The sequence below is a fragment of the Niastella yeongjuensis genome (assembly GCF_900110245.1).
Classification (GTDB): Bacteria; Bacteroidota; Bacteroidia; order Chitinophagales; family Chitinophagaceae; genus Niastella; species Niastella yeongjuensis.
The window spans coordinates 529,927-548,694 of sequence record NZ_FOCZ01000004.1 but is presented as its reverse complement, the minus strand read 5'-3'; the positions used below and the strand labels follow the sequence as shown (position 1 = coordinate 548,694).

The window sequence follows — 18,768 nt, the reverse complement described above, 5'->3', positions numbered from 1 at the left end:
TATGAAAAAAGTACAAGTTTATTATTGGTGCCTGCTGTTATTCGCTTTTTGCGCCTGTCGAAAAGAGGAGGCTGCCGTGCCACCCACCACTACGCAGGTGACAACAGGTGAGTCGGGGCCTATTAAAGGATTCTTTCTGCTGAATGAAGCCAATATGGGCAGCGGCAAAGCTTCGCTGGATTATTTTGATTATGAATCCGGCGTTTACACCAAAAATATTTTTAACACCCGCAACCGGCAGATAGAATTGGGACTGGGGGATGTAGGCAACGACATCCAGATCTACGGCGGCAAGCTGTATGCGGTGATCAATGTATCAAATTTGGTAGAAGTGATGGATGTTGCCACCGCCAAACACATTGGTATTATTTCAATCCCAAATTGTCGATACATCACCTTCAATAAGGGGTATGCCTATGTAAGCTCTTACGCCGGTGAGGTAAAGATCGATCCCAATGCGCGGTTAGGCTATGTGGCCCGGATAGACACCACCACGCTTACGGTAAAAGACACCTGCGTAGTTGGCTATCAGCCCGAAGAGATGGTGATCCGGAACAATAAGTTGTATGTGGCCAATTCCGGCGGTTACCGGGTGCCTGATTACGACAATACTGTGTCTGTGATCGATCTCAATGCTTTCAAAGAAACAAAGAAGATCACGGTGGGCATCAACCTCGACCGCATGAAACTGGATAGTGATGGTAATATTTACGTCACTTCGCGCGGCGATTATAAAACCGTTCCTTCCAACACCTATATCCTCGATGCTTACGATAAAGTATCCGATGTGTTGAACCTGCCTGCCAGTAATTTGACCATTTGCGGCGACTCGGCCTATGTATACAGTACGGAGTGGAGTTATATCACCAATAGGAATACTATTACCTATGCTATCATAAACACCAGGGAAAAAGCAGTGGTGAACCGGAGTTTCATAACAGATGGCACAGAAAAGAAGATAACCATCCCTTATGGTATAGCGGTGAATCCCGAAACCAGGGAGATCTATGTGACTGATGCAAAGGACTACCTTATTCCCGGTCGCCTTTACTGTTTTACCCCCGATGGAAAACGAAAATGGGATGTGGAGACCGGCGACATTCCCGCCCATTTTGTTTTTACGCATACAAAACTAAGTGCACAATAACTACTTAAAAGATAAATGGTACAATGAAAAGTATAACTACATGGAAATGGATCATGCCAGCGGTATTACTGATACACCTGGCATCGTGTTCCAAACACAAAGATGATTCAGTAGCTCCTGGTACGCCCGCGGTGGAATTCAATAACACCGTTTCAGGAGAGTATAAAGTAAAAATAGGAAAGGAGATAACCCTTTCTGCAAAAGTCACCGATGCCGTTAATCCGGTATATGCGTGGAAGTTGAATGGTAAGATCATTTCAAATAATATCGATTGTAAATTCACCGGCACGGAACCCGGTGAGAACTTTGTAACCTTCCGCGTAGATGCAGAGAACGGTTCCATGGAACAACAGGTAAAGCTAACCGTAGTAAGCAAACTGCCGCCGCAAATAGACATGCCGGCCAACCTGGTAGCCTATTCGGGTAAAGACAATCGGCTGACAGCTACGGTACATTACGCCGATGGTGCCCAATACGCCTGGCGTTTAAATGGTGTGGTGGTAAGCAGCGACAGCGTGTTTGTATATAAACCAACGGTAACCGGTTCCAATATCCTTTCTTTAAAAGTATGGAATGAGGATGGGGAAGACCTGAAATCATTCGGGTTGAATGTTCTGCCGCCACCGCCGCCCGGTTTGTTTTTCGACGATGGCCATTTTCGCCTGTCGACTGACAACAGCATCAAACGCCTCAGCGTTCCGCTGGGCGATACCCTGATAATGGCGCCTGTATTGTCACAAATTCCCGCGCCTGTCACTCTTCAATGGGCCGTTGATGGAGTGGTGCAAAATGGTACTTCAGGTGAATATTTCCAATTTATCCCGGCTGCCAAAGGCACGTATCTGATCACCGCTACTGTAGCTGGCATCACCGCCAAAGTAACTGTAGAATGCGTGGCGCCCCGGGGCACATACTTCCGCGCTGCAAATGGCGGCAGCCAAAGAATTGCCACCAAGTCTTTTGAATTTATTCCTGCACCCGGCCAGTTCACCGACTATCCCGATTGGAGCACCGCCGATATGGCGCGTGATAATATTCAACGGTCACTCGATGGGCATGCCACCGAGTTCATTGCCCTTTTAGGTGCTTATGGCGGTTATTTCATAACCGGTTTCGATCACAGCGTTAACAATGTTAAGGATAATGCAGATCTTTCTATTGTAGGTAATGAGTTCCTGCATTGGAGCGAGCCGGGTATTGTTTGGGTAAGCCAGGATGAGAATGGAAATGGGTTGCCCGATGATACCTGGTATGAATTAAAAGGCAGTGAAAGCACCATACCTGACCATCCGCATCCGGAAACCCGTACGCGGTATGCCATTACGTATTACAAACCTTCCGGTCCAAACCAGGACGTAATGTGGACCGATAATTTTGGCGGCACCGGTTCCATAGACTATAACCAGTACCACTCCCAGCCATATTATTTCCCCATGTTCATTAATGCCGATGCCTATACGCTTACGGGTACCTGTTTAAAATCAACTATGGCCATAGGTGCGCTGGAAACAAGCGAGGGGTATGCCTGGGGGTATGTTGACAATGTTGGCGATGGTTCAAGAAAGAATTTCGACATCGATGATGCTATCCGGGCCGATGGAACACCCGCCAATTTGAAATATGTTGACTTTGTAAAAGTACATACGGCTATGACGGGGAAAGGTGCTGCGGTAGGGGAGCTCTCCACCGAAGCAGGTGCGCCCTATGATCTTAACTTAATAAAATAATTACAGACACATGTTCCACTTCAATATAAACAGAACACTCGTTTTCCTGTTGGTGGCAGCGATGCCGGTCTTTACAGCCTGCCATAAGGAAAAAAATGATTTTCAGGGACGCGATAATTTCATCACTGGCTTTACGCTGAAAAAAGACGGTACTACATTTACTGCATCCATTGCCGACAGCGTGATCGTTATTAATGCACCCGAAGGTCTTTCGCTCGATGGGGCTATTGCTGATGTATCGCTGAGTGAGCACGCTTCTATGTTTCCTGATCCTGCTTCCATCAACCAATGGGATGAAGAAGCACTCTTTGTTGTAAATGCCTGGAATGGACAACGGAAAACATATAAATACACTGTTAACAGAACCAGTATCAATGTGGCAGGAAGTGTGGTACTGACCACCCAGGCCGATGTAGATGCTTTTGCAAAACAAGGCGCTACCGAGGTTGCCGGTAGTCTTATCATCGGTAGTATAGCCGGTAAAGACTCCATTACCAGCCTGGCTGCTTTGTATAAACTTAAACGGATTGATTACTCGTTGATCATTTATCCTACTTTGTCGGCCCGCCAAATTGTAGGGCTGGACAATTTACAATCAGTAGGTAATGACATTCAAATTCAAACGGCCGATACGCTGGATATAGTAGCCTTTCCTGCTTTGGAATCAGCCGGCAGCATATCAATACAAAGCGTATTGATAGACGCCCTGAATTTTCCTAAGTTAAAACAGGTAGCAAAATTCCTGAACATCAATGCTTCGGTGAGCAGTTTTACTGCGCCCATTCTGCAACAGGTGAAAGGCGCTGTAACCTTAAGCACAGATGCATTCTCGGGTGCCCTGATGCAGGTAGTTTCTTTTCCGGCATTGACCACCACAGGAAATTTCACCATCTCAAACTTCAGGCAGTTAACAAAGCTGGATTGTCCTGTACTTACAAAAACAGGTGACCTGAAACTGGATAACCTGACTTCCCTGTTTAATGTAAGTTGTCCCAAATTGCAAACAGCAGGTTATATTACGTTGCCAGGTGAAAGTAAACTTACACAAATAAGTTTTCCTGCGCTTACCCAGGCAGGTGGATGGTACATGGCTGCCAAAACCATTAATACCCTTGAATTGCCGTTGTTGAAAACCATTTCAGGCGATCTGCTGATGTGGGATAACTCCTTAAGAACATTCAGCATGCCCCTGCTGGAAGAGGTAAGCGGGAGTATTAATATCACGCAAATGTCGCAATTGACGCAGTCAGCGGTGGAATGGCCCGTGTTGAAAAAAGTAGGTGTAGATTTTTATCTGCAGATACAATCTGCTTTGGTTAACAGGTTGAGCTGTGCTGCATTGGCCAGTGTAGGCGGAGACCTGGTTGTGGGTACGGGGTATGGTACTACCAGTCTGGCTACGGTGTCCTTTCCAAAACTGACAACAATAACGGGTAACCTGAGGCTGTTTGCAGAGCAGGCGCCTTCCAACCCCAATAGCAAACTCACCAGCCTGGATGGTTTTACTGCGCTTTCCAAAGTAAAAAGCATAGATGTTTCCGGACAAAGTGTGCTCACCTCTTTTGCCGGATTGCAACTAGCAATACCGGGTATAAACGCTGCTGCCTGGAGAGCAAGCGGCAATAACTATAACCCTACCTATAGCGATCTGCAAGCCGGCAAATGGACAAAACCCTGATCACCCGACAAATCAAAAAAACGACAATGAAACTTTCAAGTTATATAACCGTTTGCATGCTGCTGGCAACCGTAATTGTAAGCAGTTGCAGCAAGGACAAAGGCCCCTTTGAAGGGCGTGATAATACCATTGCATCCTTTCAGTTAAAGAAAGGCGATGTTATTTTACAGGCAGCCATCAAACAAGACAGTATTGTGATCACCGCGCCCGGGAGTTTCTCACTCAGCGGTGTTACTCCTGCTGTTGTATTGAGTGAGCATGCCCGCATTTCACCTGACCCTGCCACGATCACCAACTGGGAACAGCCACTCGATTTTGTGGTGACTTCTTATGATGGACTGGTGAAAACATATAAGTATGTATTGAAGCGGAACATCATTTCAAAAGAGGGCGATATTGTTTTAATGCGCCAGGCAGATGTAGATACATTGGCCGCCTTACAATTAAGCCGCATCAAAGGCAGTTTAACGATTGGCAAAACCGAAGGCGCCGATAGCATTTATTCGCTGGATAAATTATCGACCATTACCGGTATTTCGGGTGGTCTTGTCATTAACCCAACGTATGCGGGGAAAGACCTGAAAGGGTTGGAAAACCTGGAGACCATCGGTGGTTTTAAAATAGGCGAGGACCTGAACTCTTATACACAGGGACCCCTGATGAACCTAAAAACGATCATCTTTCCAAAACTTACCAGCATCCTGTCGAGCATGATCGTTAATGGGCCTGGCATTACTTCATTGCAAATGCCGGTGCTTACCAACATCGATTTCGATTTGCAACTTATTTTTCTCGACTCGCTGAAGACAGTGGAGTTACCTAAGTTACAGCGGGTATTGCAGTCAGTGATCTTTCAGGGAACGTTTATCAGCAATGCATTGGAAACAATCAATTTCCCCGCACTGGAAACCATTGGCGGCGATTTCTTTTGTATTCAGTATACCAACCTTGTTTCAGTAAAGTTGCCGGCGCTCACCAAACTGTCGGCTATAAACATTCTTGGAGACCTGGCCCTCACTACTATTGAAGCGCCTAAATTAACAACCACCGTAGCCGGCGCGGATTTCTCTTCTAACCCGGCCCTCACTACGCTGAACCTGGCAGCGCTTACCAAAGTGGGGGGGCAATTCCGTATTGAATCCTCTACTGCCATAGAAAACCTCAATGGAGTAAAGTCATTGACGGAAATAGGCGGCGACCTGAATCTGACTTCCCTGCCATCGCTAAAGGATGTTTCCGCTTTAAAGACGCTGAAAAAGGTAGGGGGTAATTTTTTATTGCAGTATCTCGATCAGTTGACCGACCAAAACCTCGCCAATTTTGCAGCCGTGAATACCATTGGTGGTTCTTTGAGTATAATATCTGTTCCCAACCTGATCAGTGTCAATGGCTTGTCGTTAGTGACGTTTATATCGCGGGTTTTCATTTATGATAATCAGAACCTGGTTGACTATACAGGGTTAAAAAATGTAATACCTACACTTTCCGATGCTAACTGGCAGGTATCCAGCAACCGATACAATCCAGGTTATCAGGATATGGTTAATGGTAATTATGTAGCGCCGTAACTTAAACATAACAGACCTGTCAGGTGCGCTTCCTGCTGCATAATTAGCAAGAGGTTATGCCGTATTTGACAGGTCGTTTTATGTACAGTTATTGTTAAATCTGCACGAAAAAACCCCTAAATGACACACTTATCTGATTTATGCGGCCGGAACGGATAATTTTTATAGTTTCGCATCCGTTACTATGAACCCTAAGGCCTGCTTAGCTATGAAACTAACACTTATTTATTGCTACATATTTCTGCTTATTATAGCCGCTTCTGCCTGTAAAAAAGATTCAGCCGGCGATAACGCCAGTCTCAGGATAATCTCCTATACCGAAGATATTACGGCCATCGGCGGACGTACAGTAGAAACTTATTCAGTTGAGTATGATGCCCAGAACAGAATAACCAGTGTAGCATCAACGAATAAACACGGTGCCCGCACTGTTTATCAATATTCAGCCGAGAACTCGTTTACCTGCGATAAATACACAGACGCGGTGCTTTTATACCACTCTGTTTACTTTATCAATAACCAGTCGTTGATCGATAGCACCTGGGGACGTGAATATAAGGAGGCTCCGTATAAGTCTGACACGATATCGGGAAAGTTTTATTATAATGAAGACAAGAAACTGATAAAGCAAAAGGAATTTTTAAATAGCACCCTGGTGCCTCCTGTGTTAAACAGAACAATTAATTATCAGTACGATATAAACGGAACGCTTGTTAAAGAAACGGCTGATGATTATGAAAGCTCCTACGCGTACGAAAAGGAAAATAAAAATACTGTACAGCTGCAACCCTTCTATTTTCCCTCCAATGATCAACTGCCTTCCCATTCCTATATTACACGTTTTGGAACAACCCTGGAAACAAAACATACTTACACTTTTGATGATCACAAACGGGTGATCGGTGAAAGAGCAGAGCAAAGCGATGGCCGGATAACTATCCTGAGTTATACGTATGAGAAGTAATAGGCAATAGACAATAGATTTTAGGCGGCTCAAGGTCTGTTATTAATTGCAAATACTCGCGAGCTATTCCCCACTCAGCATTCACTATTCCCCATTCACCATTGCGCTAAAATTTAGAATGGCCCCACCATTTCGGTAGAGCCATTCAGGGTTTATCACAGGAACGCCGTTGAGCGCTAATTTTTTTACAAAGCTATTTTAGCAGATGACCATGGCACCGCCGCAATCGGTGAAAAGGCGTAAACTGTCGGTAAGGATGGCTATCGCCCTGCGTATGCCGCATTCAACGACTCAAAATGCCTGTTGGTCGATCGGCGGTAGGTGAACCGCTGATGCCGGTCTAATTTTGATGTGTCATCAATGATTCATTACAGGACGGTTATTAATATACAGTGAGTTTTAGGTAGAGGCTCCTCGCATGTCGGGGAGCTTTTTATTAGCAGCCAGTCAAAAGTGAAGAAGATATAAGATGGGGTGAGCGACTGATTTTGCCTGTTCAACGACTGGCGGCTTCAATGGGGTTTTGGTGGGTGTACATTTATACTGCATTAAAAAGTAAAACTATGACACCGCAATCACCACTACAAAAGTTAAGCTACATGGTCCCCTTCTCAACACAGGCCATGGATCTTATGGAAGGAAAAAAGGTGTATCCCCGCCACCTGCCTTTACTGAATCTTACCATTGATTTTGAAAACGGGACCCTGAATCTTGAAGGGGACTGGCAATACATCATGTATTTGAACGGACATAGTAAACGCGAATGGTTTACCAAATCACGGGAGCGCGTGCAAATTGCCATGAACATCCGCAGGTTCCTACCGGTTGATCTGGCTGAAATCGGCGATGAAGGTTTGTTGCTGCCACTGGATGGAATGCTTACTGATCATTTGGGCGCTGGTAATTGTACAGGTTTGCTGGTAATCGATACAGTAGGTATGTATTCCGGAGCCATCAATAATGATTGGGATATTTCATTGTACCTCTACGACCGGCAACAAAACAATATGGAATTTAAAATAAAAGTACCCCTGCTTACCGGTGCAACGAATTTCTTCGAGTACGCCAACTAAAAAAAGATCCAAAATCTGCTGCTATGACCTGTCTCATTATTGATGACAATGCAATTGCCCGTTCTGAAGGCTGAACATTTTGTGATATTCCAAATTAACAGCTATGAAGTACTTTCTTTTTGCAGGTCTGTTGGGACTACTGGCTGCCTGTAATTTCAATGATCAGTCTGCCAATTTTCGTGAACATGTAAGCAACCTGCAACTCAATTTTAGAAAGCCCTATGCTCGTACAAACGACTGGGTGATGGACAGCCTGCGATCGGGCCATGCAAAGGAAATGTATGCGGCGGTTGAGCACAGGTTGAAAGAAGGAACGGATTGAGATATGTGGTAATATGATAATGTATGTTCCGTTTAATCAGGCAGGCATTTGGTAAAAAAGAGTATCTTACTTAATAACCCAATAAGTAAGTAAACTTATGCCTACACCGAATGATTGGACTAGTACTGAAGTTGAACTAATAATCGCTGATTATTTTTCAATGTTAGAAAAAGAGTTGATTGGAGTGGATTATAATAAAACATCACATAGACGAATGCTCAAGCTTCTGTTAAATAATAGAAGTGATGGGTCAATAGAATTTAAACATCAGAATATAAGCGCAGTATTGATCAAACTGGGACTCCCATTTATTAAAGGATACAAGTCCAAACCGAACTACCAGCAAATTCTTGAGAATAAAGTAATCACATATATAGTAAACCAAAAAACTATACTGGAACCAAAGTTTATCCAATTCGCAGAATCTGTAAATTCTAATATAGGACAGGTTAAGTATAATGAGATACTGGAAGTGCCGCCAGATAATAGTAGCGTAGTTTCAGAACCTGAAATTGCCTACGAAAGAAAGCCCTTTAAAATTAATTACCTGGAGCGTGAGCAAAGTAACCTTTCTCTTGGCAAAAAAGGGGAGTTGCTCATTATTGATTATGAAAAATGGAGATTGACCCAGTCAGGAAAGGAATCATGGGCTGATAAAATAGAATGGGTGGCTGAATATGATGACGGCGCGGGTTTTGATATTCTTTCAAAGAACCCCAATGGTTCGGATAGATATATTGAAGTCAAAACAACCAAATTAACCAAGGAAACGCCGATCTTTTTCTCGAAAAATGAATACGAGTATTCTGTTGATAAAACGGAGGATTACCATCTTTATAGATTGTTCAATTTCAGCGACAGCCCAAAGTTATTTATCGTGAATGGAAGTTTTGACCAGTTTTGCAGAAAAGAAGCCATTCAATTTAAAGGATACTTCTAAAATATTATGGCGTAATATTCAGTTCATATTTCATTTTTACTTTGCACGGTGAATCGCGTACTTCATGGAGAAGGATATTCACCAACATATCAGGTTATGGCTGCAGGATGAAGAAAAAGCATTCGAGGAAGTGTTTGCTTATTATTATCCGAGACTGCACCGGTATGCCTTTCGGTATCTGAAAAATGAATTCTGGGCCGAAGAGCTCTCTATGGAAGTATTGGCGCGCATCTGGGAAAAGAAGTCCGCCATAACCAACCATGAAACATTTGAAAACTACCTTTTTACAGCAGCCCGTAATCACCTCATCAACCACTGGCAACGAAAGATCGACGGTCTGCTTTCCCTTGATACCTTACAAAGCGAAGTAGCGGAGGCTGCGGGCAATAACGTTGCCGATGCTTACGATCCGGTTTTATTAAAAGAGATGGAAACCGTTTATCACAACACCCTGTCTGAATTTCCTCCCCAACGCAGGACCATCTTTTTGTTACATCGTAATGAACGGCTTAGTTACAAGGAAATAGCCAGACAATTGAATATCTCCCCAAAAACAGTTGAAAACCATATTGGTTCTGCCTTGAAGCAGCTGCGCGTAGCCATGCTGCAATACCTTCATTCTTTCTTCCTGTAAGCGTATGTTATCAAATTGTTACTTGCTAGGGGTTCGTAAACCATTTTGTGTATTCACTTATAGAAATCTTTTTTTATGTCATCGAAAGAGATAGATAGGCAATTATTACATATATATATCGAAGGGAATTGTTCAACGGACCAGTTACTCCAGATAAAAGAATACCTGACTGATGAGGCGTACCGGGAAAGCCTGCATCAATTTATGCAGGACGAGTGGGAATTGTTAAGTAATGCTGAGTTTCCTGCGCTGCCAGGCATGCCGGAGCAATATGCCAAATTCCGATTTTATCTGGCCCGTCGCAATAAAGGGATTACACATGAGAAAGTTCCTGTTCAGGGAGTGCGCGTGCGGCGCATGCAGGTAATAGCTGCAGCAGCTGCCGCGGTACTCTTATTGATTGCAGGCAGCTGGTTGTGGCGCGCCTTTGTTAACAGGCAACCGAAAGAACTGGCCGCAAAAGAATTGTATTTTCACAATGAACCGGGCCATAGAACAACCGTGTTGTTGCCCGACAGTACCCGGGTTTACCTGGGCGCCGCCAGTACGCTTCGGTTCAAACAGGCTACAGATGGTGATCGCCTGGTAATACTGGAAGGACAGGCTTATTTTGAAGTACAACACGATGAACACCGTCCCTTTACTGTTACAACCGGTTCTATTACTACGGTTGATTTAGGAACCGCATTCAATATCCGCTATTATCCCGGTGACCTTAATATTGAAGTTGCGGTAACCAGTGGTAAGGTGCAGGTATTGCATAAGGGCGAAAAGCAATTAGCTGTATTGGAACCAGGTAAACGGCTGGCATACGATACCCTTACGCAACAGTATGGTGTAACAGCCCTGGCCAATGCCGATCTTGCCGGCGCCTGGCGAAAAGGACTGCTTACTTTCAACAGACAATCCCTGAAAGAAGTGACTGATGAATTACAACGCTACTATGGCGTTCGGTTTCAATACACCAACCCATCCGCAGAAAATATTCTTATCACCACTGTGCTTGATAATAAATCACTGGAAGATGCACTGGACATTGTAACCCTGACGGCAGGTGTTCCATTCACCCGCCAGGGAACCCTGATCGTATTAAAATAGAAAGGGCCTGTAATAAAAACCTTAACTACTAATATGAAAAGAAAGCCAGAGGGACTATTATATCGGCATCTAACCCGCAGGGTTAGCATGGTTCTACCCTTGGTGGCTGCCTTTTTTCTGACTATCAATCTGTATGCCCAGGACAATGGGAAAAAGGCAAGCGTACATTTTAAACGCGCACACCTGCGTCAGGTTTTTGCCGAACTGGAAAAACAATTTGGGCTTAGTTTCTCTTATAACGAATCGAATTTAGCGCTGTATGGCAAAGCCGTAACGATGCAGTTGAAAAATGCAACCGCCAGCCAGGTGCTGAATAAGATCTTTACTGGCAGTCCGCTTACCTGGTCGTTCAAAGGCAACCTGGTAATTTTAACCGCTGACCCCAATTATCAGAAAAAGCAACTCAACTCAGGTGCTTTTACGGAAGGCCTTAATGAAAACAATTCCGATTCGGCTGTAAAAAGAGATGACCTTAATGAAGTGGTAGTGGTTGGATATGGGCGACAGTCGCGCAAATTATTAACCAGCGCCATCAGTACGGTAAAAAGCGAGGAGTTCAACCAGGGAAATTTTAATAACCCAGCCCAATTGTTGCAAGGCAAAGTGGCTGGGTTAACCATTACGCGGTCAGGCGATCCCAATGCGGCGCCAAGTATTACGCTGCGTGGTCCTTCTACCTTGCGATCCGGTGCAGCACAGGAACCATTTTATGTGATCGATGAGGTGCCGGGCGCCGATGTAAAGCTGATAGTGCTTGATGATATTGCTACCATCGATGTGTTGAAAGATGCCTCTGCTACTGCCATCTATGGAACAAGGGCTTCCAATGGCGTTATAGTGGTTACTACCAAAAAGGGGCGTCCCGCCCAAACACAGGTAAATTATAACAGTTATGTAGCTGTAGAGAAGGTGTCACGCCGCATCAAAATGATGGATGCCGGTCAATTGAAAGACTTTCTGTCAAAAAACAGCCTGGCCCTCAGTCCGTCTGACGACCAGGGGGCTAATACCGACTGGCAAAAAGAGGTTTCACAAACAGCGGTATCACAAAGCCACCACCTTTCTTTAAGCGGAGGCGCCAATAACCTCACGTACAGTGCCGCTGTCAGTTACCTCGACAACAAAGGCGTATTGCGAAACACGGGGATGAACAGATTGATCGGCCGCATCAGCCTGGAACAAAAAGCGTTGAACAACCACCTGAAACTAGGCATGCTGGTCAGTTCTTCAACCAGCAATGCCGACCTGTTGCCCGATCAGAACATCATTCTGTTTAACATGTTGCGTTATTTACCCACCGTGCCTGTAAAGCAGGCAGATGGCAGCTATACAGAGAATTTACAGCGGGTGCAGTATTACAACCCGGTATCCTTACAAAATAATGCCTGGCAAAAGCAAAAGACCAAAACCACGCTGCTGAATGGGTCTGCACAGGTGTTGTTGCCGTTTGGGTTTAAATACGACATGAGTGTAACGGCACAAAACAAACAGGAGAACAGCGGAACCTATTATACAAGTCAGTATGCTTATATCACTGGTACCAATGGCAAGGCTTACCGATCTTCTTATGAGAGCACCAAAAGAATGCTGGAAACCTTTTTCACCTTTGCCAAAAAATTAGGTGCACATGATATTAACGTACTGGGCGGTTATAGCTGGCAGGAAGATTTGAATGGCGATGGTTTTCAGGCAAGCAACCAGAACTTTCCTACTGATGCATTGGGATATACCAATATAGGTTTGGGCAGTCCTACCGGGAACTATCGCAATGAATGGGGACCTAATATGTACCAGAAGCTGCGGTTGATTTCATTTTATTCCCGGGCTAATTATAACTTCCGTGATAAGTATCTGTTGCAGGCCTCGCTGCGTCGTGACGCTTCTTCCGCTTTTGGCGTTAACAACCGCTGGGCTACCTTTCCTTCCGTTTCATTTGCCTGGCGTGCCATCGATGAAGCGTTTTTAAAAACGCAGCACATTTTCAGTGACCTGAAATGGCGCGTGAGCTATGGTGTTACGGGTAACTCATTGGGTTTTGATCCCCTGATCTCGAAAGTACAGTACAGCTCAACCGGACAGTTCTATTATAACAATTCATTTGTGAATGCTATTGGCCCTTCTCAAAACGACAATCCCAATCTGAAATGGGAAAAGACGGCCATGTTCAATACCAGTATTGATTTCGCTGTGCTGAAGGGTAAGGTAAAAGCCAGCGTGGAATACTACAATAAAAAGACCAGCGATCTTATCTGGTATTATCCGGTATCTACCACGCAGTATTTCACCTCTACCTATACAGCCAATGTCGGTTCTATTTCCAACCAGGGTTTTGAAGTAACGATCGATGCCATGCCGGTAAAGACAGGCGATTTTCAATGGACAAGTTCCCTGAATTTTGCGCATAACAACAACAGAGTACTCTCTTTATCGAACAGTAATTTTAAACTGGATTCGATATATCCCCAAGGCGCTTCTCCGGGTGGACAGAACCAGACCGGCGCATATGTACAGATCCTGAAATCTGGTTTTCCGGTTGGCCAGTTCTTCACTTTCAACTATGCGGGAAAGGATGCAAACGGCGTTTCCCAGTGGTACGACAAAGACGGCAAGATCACCACTGCGCCCAGAACTTATATTGACAATGCTTATGCAGGTAATGCGCAACCCAAATTACTATTGGGCTGGAACAACAACCTGAAGTATAGAAAATTTGATCTGAATATTTTTGTAAGGGCTTCATTGGGCGCTAAAGTTATGAATGCCACGCTGGCCGATCTCAACCGGCCCGATGCAGCCAGCAGCTATAATATTCCGGAATATGCTGCGAATAACTCACCCAGGGACCTGTATGGTTATTTCTACTCCAACAGGTATATAGAGAATGCTTCTTATCTCCGCCTCGATAATGCCACGTTGGGTTATACTTTTCCTTCATTGATCAAAGGCATCCGTTCTATACGCGTTTACGCTTCAGGCAACAACCTGGCATTGATCACCCGATACCGGGGGCTTGATCCTGAGATCATGCTGGGTGGACTTACGCCCGGCATCGATAACAAAGACTATTATCCCCGAACGAGGGCTTTTATGTTTGGTTTAAATGTTGGTTTTTAAACAATGCCTTTATGAAACTGATAAATAACTACAACACCATACTGGCGGGCTTTTTTTTATTGAGCGCCTGCACCAAAATAGATGTGCCGGTAGAAAATCAACTGACCCCTCAAAGCTTTCCGGAAACGGATCAACAGTTCCTTGCGGCAGCGGGACCTGCTTATATCAGTTTTCGTGGTTCGTTTTGTCAGGCTTACTGGCAGTTACAAACGCTGAGTACCGATGAAGCTATTTTGCCAAGCCGGGCCGGTGGCTGGTACGATGGGGGGCGCTATCAGCAGATGCACTATCATAACTGGACACCCGATAATCCCATTGTTGGCGACGGCTGGACCTGGGGCTATACAACCATCAGCGCCTGTAACCGCATCCTGGCTTTGTTTGCTGCATCAAAAGATAGTCCGGCTAAACAGCATATAGGGGCTGAGCTCCGGCTGCTGCGGGCGCTTATGTTTTATTATATGATGGATGCCTATGGAAATGTTCCGATGCCAACCGGGTTTGGCGATACTGTAAGGCCCGTTCAAAAAAACCGGTTGGAGGCGTTTGATTTGATTGAATCGGAAATTAAAGCCAGCCTGGCTGATCTGCCGAAGGCAACAGATGCCACCCAGTATGGCCGGCCTAATTACTATACGGCCTATGCGTTGCTGGCAAAATTGTACCTGAATGCGGAGGTATATACAGGAGCAAATCGATATGATGATTGCGTGGCCGCCTGCGATACCATTCTGCAGTCTGGCAAATACAAACTGGCCGCTGATTATGCGAAAATGTTCTATCCCGATAATGGCCCGCAAATGACGGAGTTCATCTTTGCCATTCCTTATGACCATGCAGCAGCGCAGGGCGAACAATATACCTGGTATTCCCTGCATCCGGCCCTGCAGGCAAAATATGGGCTGGCGTACCGGCTGAGCAATCCCGTGAGTACCATTCCCGCTTACTATGCTTATTTCGATGACCCGAATGATGTGCGAACGTCGCTGTGGCTTGCCGGCAAGCAGTATGATTTTGCAGGCAATCCAGTTACCATTGTTACCACTAAGCTTGGGCTGGATGCTACCTATTCGGGTACAGATGGTGCCACGCAGATAACTTATCAACTTGATTTTACGCCGGAAATTACACTCCGTGATGTGGCTAAGTTTGAAGCGGGTGGTGATGAATTGTCGAAAGCAAAGGGTATCCGCAACAATAAGTATTATCCTGATGTAACGGCTACCGATCGTAACCAAAGCAACGATGTGCCTGTGTTCCGTTTAGCAGAAATTCAGTTGATGAAGGCCGAAGCCATTTTGCGCGGCGCTGCACCAACTTACAATACTACTGCACTTTCCCTGGTGAATGAGGTAAGAACAACCAGAAAGGCAGCTCCTATGACTAACCTTACGCCCGATGAACTGTTAAAAGAGCGGGCGCGTGAACTCAATTGGGAGAATGTGCGCCGCACTGATTTAATAAGGTTTGGGAAGTATGAAGATGCCTGGGGCTTCAAAACAGATGCCGATAAAAACAAGCGCATTTTTCCCATACCGGCAGCCGAGCGTATACTGAACCCAGGTTTGCAACAGAATTATGGTTATTAATGACCCCCGAGCCATGGTAATGGAATCTGTATCCCGGCAAAAAAGGGCCCCCATAAACGTATGATACGGGAGGGGCCCTTTTTCCGTTTCAGGGATAAAAAAAAGATCCCCCCGAAATTTCGGAGGGATTACTTGCGGATCCTTATTGTGACGATTATTACTTCACTTTGCTTACTACTGTTTCTTCAACATAATTCTGGTTGGTGCTGATTGCGTATACTTCAGTAGTTTTATTCTTTAAAGACTTTACAGTTACATTCAGGGCTGCATTTTCGAAGCCTTCAGATTTCAACAGGAATTTCTTATTGATGCCGGAACCTTTGAATGTATTAACGTATACAACGCTGCCTGCTTCATCACGGAAAGTTACCACGAACTCGTCGTCTGCATCGTTGATCAGGTTCAGTTCAAATACTGGTGAGTTATCGAGATTGCCGATGAACTTCAGTTCAGTAGCACCACTCTTTTTAGGCTCATCATTTGCCAGGGTTACAGTTGAAAAACCTACGGTTAAAGTGATTAATGTTAAAAGGGTGATTGTGAATTTACTTGCTTTCATAATTGTAATCTTTTATGTATATTTCTTGTTTACGTGTTTTTACGAACGTTACATCGGTTAGTGATGTGTTTGCTGCGTTTCGTAATGCAAACATACACCCGGTTTTAGGGCCCTGGAAATCAACCTGACGCCGTTTTTAGTATCGGTAACGACCTTATAAAAAGTTAAAACCCGCTGTGGTAGCGGGTTTTATAAATTATGGCCCATGATGCCCAAGCGTTTTTAGTGTTATAAAAACACTTTTAAAGACTTGTAAACTAACAGTCGTTACGGTTGCGGGGGTGATTTACCGTTACTATGGCTTGTCCTTTCCCTCTACCAGCAACTTACGCAGGTTGTTGAGCAACTGATCCGATGTATTGGCATTGGTGAAAATGGCATATCCCATTTTCAGGTCTTTGTATACTTCGAACTTGCATTTGAAATCGCCATTGTTTCCGCCATGTCCAAATGATTTGCCGTATGGTGTTTCGCGGATCTCAAGGCTCATGCCCATATAAGTTGGGTACTTGGGGTGATAGGTGGTGTCTTCAGAATGTTTGGAAAGGATGGTGTCGTACATACCGGCCGACAATCCTTTTTGTTCCAATAAATAAAGCATGAACCGTGTAAAGATGATGGCCTCCGTATGCATAGACGCCGCCATATTGGGATGCTCAGGCGGATCGGCTTTGCTTGGCCGTTTGTCATAGTGCCCGTTGGCTACTACCCGTAGCAGGGAATCGTTTTTCGAGAAGAACGTATGATACAAACCGATCGGCTCGATCACTTCTTCTTTTAATACCTGTTCAACGGGTTTACCAGTGATCTTTTCCACTACCATTTTCAGGTATTCAAAACCTTCACCCGAATAACCAAAAGAGGTGCCCGGGGTGAACTTGAGATCGAGCTTACTGTTTTCATTCATCCAGCGCCAGTTGGGAAAACCGGTCCGGTGCGTTAGTACATGCCGGGCAGTAATCAATTTATATCGTTCATCGTATTCAATGTCCTTATAGGGTAGGTATTCATACAACGGTTTATCGAGGTTGATAACACCGCGTTCTGCCAGTCGTTCCACCGCAAGGGCAAATACCGGTTTGGTAATAGAGGCGGCTTCAAACAACGTATTGTCATCTACCTTTTCACCCGTCATGGTATTACGAACGCCATAGGTTTTATGATATACCAGCTTTCCATCTTTTATTAGGGCCAGGGAAACACCAGGTATGCCATAGTACTTACTGTAGGTTTCAATAAAATTATCTACCTGGCTTGCTTTGGCAGGCGTAAAGTCGAACAGGATACCCTTGTCGGGAATTAAGTCCGGAACAGGTGTTGATGGTATAATGAGATCGCCGGCTACTACATTTTGAGCGGCTTTTACTTTTACGGTAACCGGCTTTTGCTGCATGGTGCCGTATACTTTATCGTCGGTTTGGTAGTAGGTGTCATGTAAGCTGATCTCGTATTTGCCAACCGGTACAGCCGCGGAATAGTTTCCCAGGCTGTCTAACGCCGCTGCAACCCACAGGTTCTGATTAGCAATGAGGCACACCTGTTCGGGCAGTTTCACAGCTACCGGTTTGTCCCACATTAATTTTCCCGACAGGGTGCCCAGTTGGGCCGTTGTGGGCAGAATGAGCACATCGCCCAGGCTGTTGGGGTTCATATATTTTTCGCCTCCTTTGCCCCAGGCGGAATAAGAGAAACTGCCATCGCCGTCTCTATCGAACACGTGAAAGTCGAACCCGATCGTTTTGCCTGCCACCAGTTCATTTCCTAACTGGATACGCCACTCGTAAATACGGGTGTTGCCCTTCCGAACCATGGCCACTTCCACAATGCTCCAGTTGGCTGTACCGGCAAAAGGATCATAAAAAGCGTTATTGATATTGCGCAGTTTTTTACTGTACATAAAAGAGGCAACACCGGAACCCGATAACAGGTGGCGGGCATCGAGGCTTATTTCCAATCCATCCTGCGTATTCCATCGCACGTTTTCAGAAGTGTCTTCAATAAAATCATCATCGGTTATGGTGAAGGCCAGGTATAGCGAATGGTTATCGAGTCGATAGCCCAATTGAAAGAAGCCCGAGAAATCTGCTTCGTTTTTAGGTTTGGTAGGCGACAGGTCCATGGCAATGGGGTATTTTCTGGCATCGCCGAGCCAGTCAGATAAATTACCGTCAATCGCAATAATGCCCAATGGATAAGCATAAGCAATGCTGCCATTATGCGCCCATGCGGCTATGCACAGCAGGCAACAGCCAGTAAGCAGGGAGATGGTTTTAGTGATTGTATTTAACATGGTAATTAATTAATTGTGGTATGACGATTGGCGGGGTAGGGAGGTTACAGGGAAATGGAGAATAT

The 18,768-nt window shown here is 45.0% G+C and carries 14 protein-coding genes; 12 read left to right on the top strand and 2 right to left on the bottom strand.

Annotated features, from left to right (window positions below; genetic code table 11):
* The first annotated feature begins 1 nt into the window (after position 1).
* The 12 genes from BMX95_RS13495 to BMX95_RS13440 all read left to right on the top strand — a co-directional run bounded on the left by BMX95_RS13495 (position 2) and on the right by BMX95_RS13440 (position 15,854).
* Complete coding sequence (locus tag BMX95_RS13495; protein ID WP_081204684.1) at positions 2-1,147, top strand: YncE family protein; 1,146 nt, start codon at positions 2-4, stop codon at positions 1,145-1,147.
* Positions 1,148-1,170: 23 nt separating this feature from the next.
* Positions 1,171-2,874 carry a PKD-like domain-containing protein gene (locus BMX95_RS13490; RefSeq protein ID WP_081204685.1) on the top strand — a complete coding sequence of 568 codons (1,704 nt, stop codon included), beginning with the start codon at positions 1,171-1,173 and terminating at the stop codon, positions 2,872-2,874.
* Positions 2,875-2,884: 10 nt separating this feature from the next.
* The gene (locus BMX95_RS13485) at positions 2,885-4,552 is read left to right on the top strand and encodes a hypothetical protein (protein ID WP_081204686.1); all 1,668 of its coding nucleotides are present in this window, start codon (positions 2,885-2,887) and stop codon (positions 4,550-4,552) included.
* Positions 4,553-4,578: 26 nt separating this feature from the next.
* A complete protein-coding gene (locus tag BMX95_RS13480; protein ID WP_165759120.1) occupies positions 4,579-6,120 on the top strand; it encodes a DUF5018 domain-containing protein in 1,542 nt (513 codons plus the stop codon).
* Positions 6,121-6,328: 208 nt separating this feature from the next.
* Positions 6,329-7,084 (top strand): hypothetical protein, encoded by a 756-nt coding sequence (locus tag BMX95_RS13475; protein WP_081204688.1) that lies wholly within the window; start codon positions 6,329-6,331, stop codon positions 7,082-7,084.
* Positions 7,085-7,647: 563 nt separating this feature from the next.
* Positions 7,648-8,157 (top strand): hypothetical protein, encoded by a 510-nt coding sequence (locus BMX95_RS13470; protein WP_133054091.1) that lies wholly within the window; start codon positions 7,648-7,650, stop codon positions 8,155-8,157.
* A 103-nt stretch (positions 8,158-8,260) separates the two neighbouring features.
* Positions 8,261-8,479, top strand: a complete 219-nt coding sequence (locus tag BMX95_RS13465) for a hypothetical protein (protein WP_081204690.1) — start codon at positions 8,261-8,263, stop codon at positions 8,477-8,479.
* Between the two features lie 97 nt (positions 8,480-8,576).
* On the top strand, positions 8,577-9,419 hold the full coding sequence (locus tag BMX95_RS13460) for a protein NO VEIN domain-containing protein (protein WP_081204691.1): 843 nt from the start codon (positions 8,577-8,579) through the stop codon (positions 9,417-9,419).
* A gap of 64 nt (positions 9,420-9,483) precedes the next feature.
* Complete coding sequence (locus BMX95_RS13455; protein ID WP_081204692.1) at positions 9,484-10,053, top strand: RNA polymerase sigma-70 factor; 570 nt, start codon at positions 9,484-9,486, stop codon at positions 10,051-10,053.
* A 75-nt stretch (positions 10,054-10,128) separates the two neighbouring features.
* On the top strand, positions 10,129-11,151 hold the full coding sequence (locus BMX95_RS13450; RefSeq protein ID WP_081204693.1) for a FecR family protein: 1,023 nt from the start codon (positions 10,129-10,131) through the stop codon (positions 11,149-11,151).
* An 87-nt stretch (positions 11,152-11,238) separates the two neighbouring features.
* Entirely contained in the window at positions 11,239-14,265 is a 3,027-nt protein-coding gene (locus BMX95_RS13445; protein WP_242673272.1) for a SusC/RagA family TonB-linked outer membrane protein, read from the top strand.
* An 11-nt stretch (positions 14,266-14,276) separates the two neighbouring features.
* Positions 14,277-15,854, top strand: coding sequence for a RagB/SusD family nutrient uptake outer membrane protein (locus BMX95_RS13440; RefSeq protein ID WP_081204695.1), 1,578 nt, complete (start codon positions 14,277-14,279; stop codon positions 15,852-15,854).
* Between the two features lie 157 nt (positions 15,855-16,011).
* Here the strand turns inward: BMX95_RS13440 and BMX95_RS13435 are convergent, their stop codons facing one another.
* Positions 16,012-16,413, bottom strand: coding sequence for a hypothetical protein (locus BMX95_RS13435; protein ID WP_081204696.1), 402 nt, complete (start codon positions 16,411-16,413; stop codon positions 16,012-16,014).
* A gap of 295 nt (positions 16,414-16,708) precedes the next feature.
* Positions 16,709-18,703 (bottom strand): serine hydrolase, encoded by a 1,995-nt coding sequence (locus tag BMX95_RS13430; protein WP_081204697.1) that lies wholly within the window; start codon positions 18,701-18,703, stop codon positions 16,709-16,711.
* Positions 18,704-18,768: the final 65 nt, after the last annotated feature.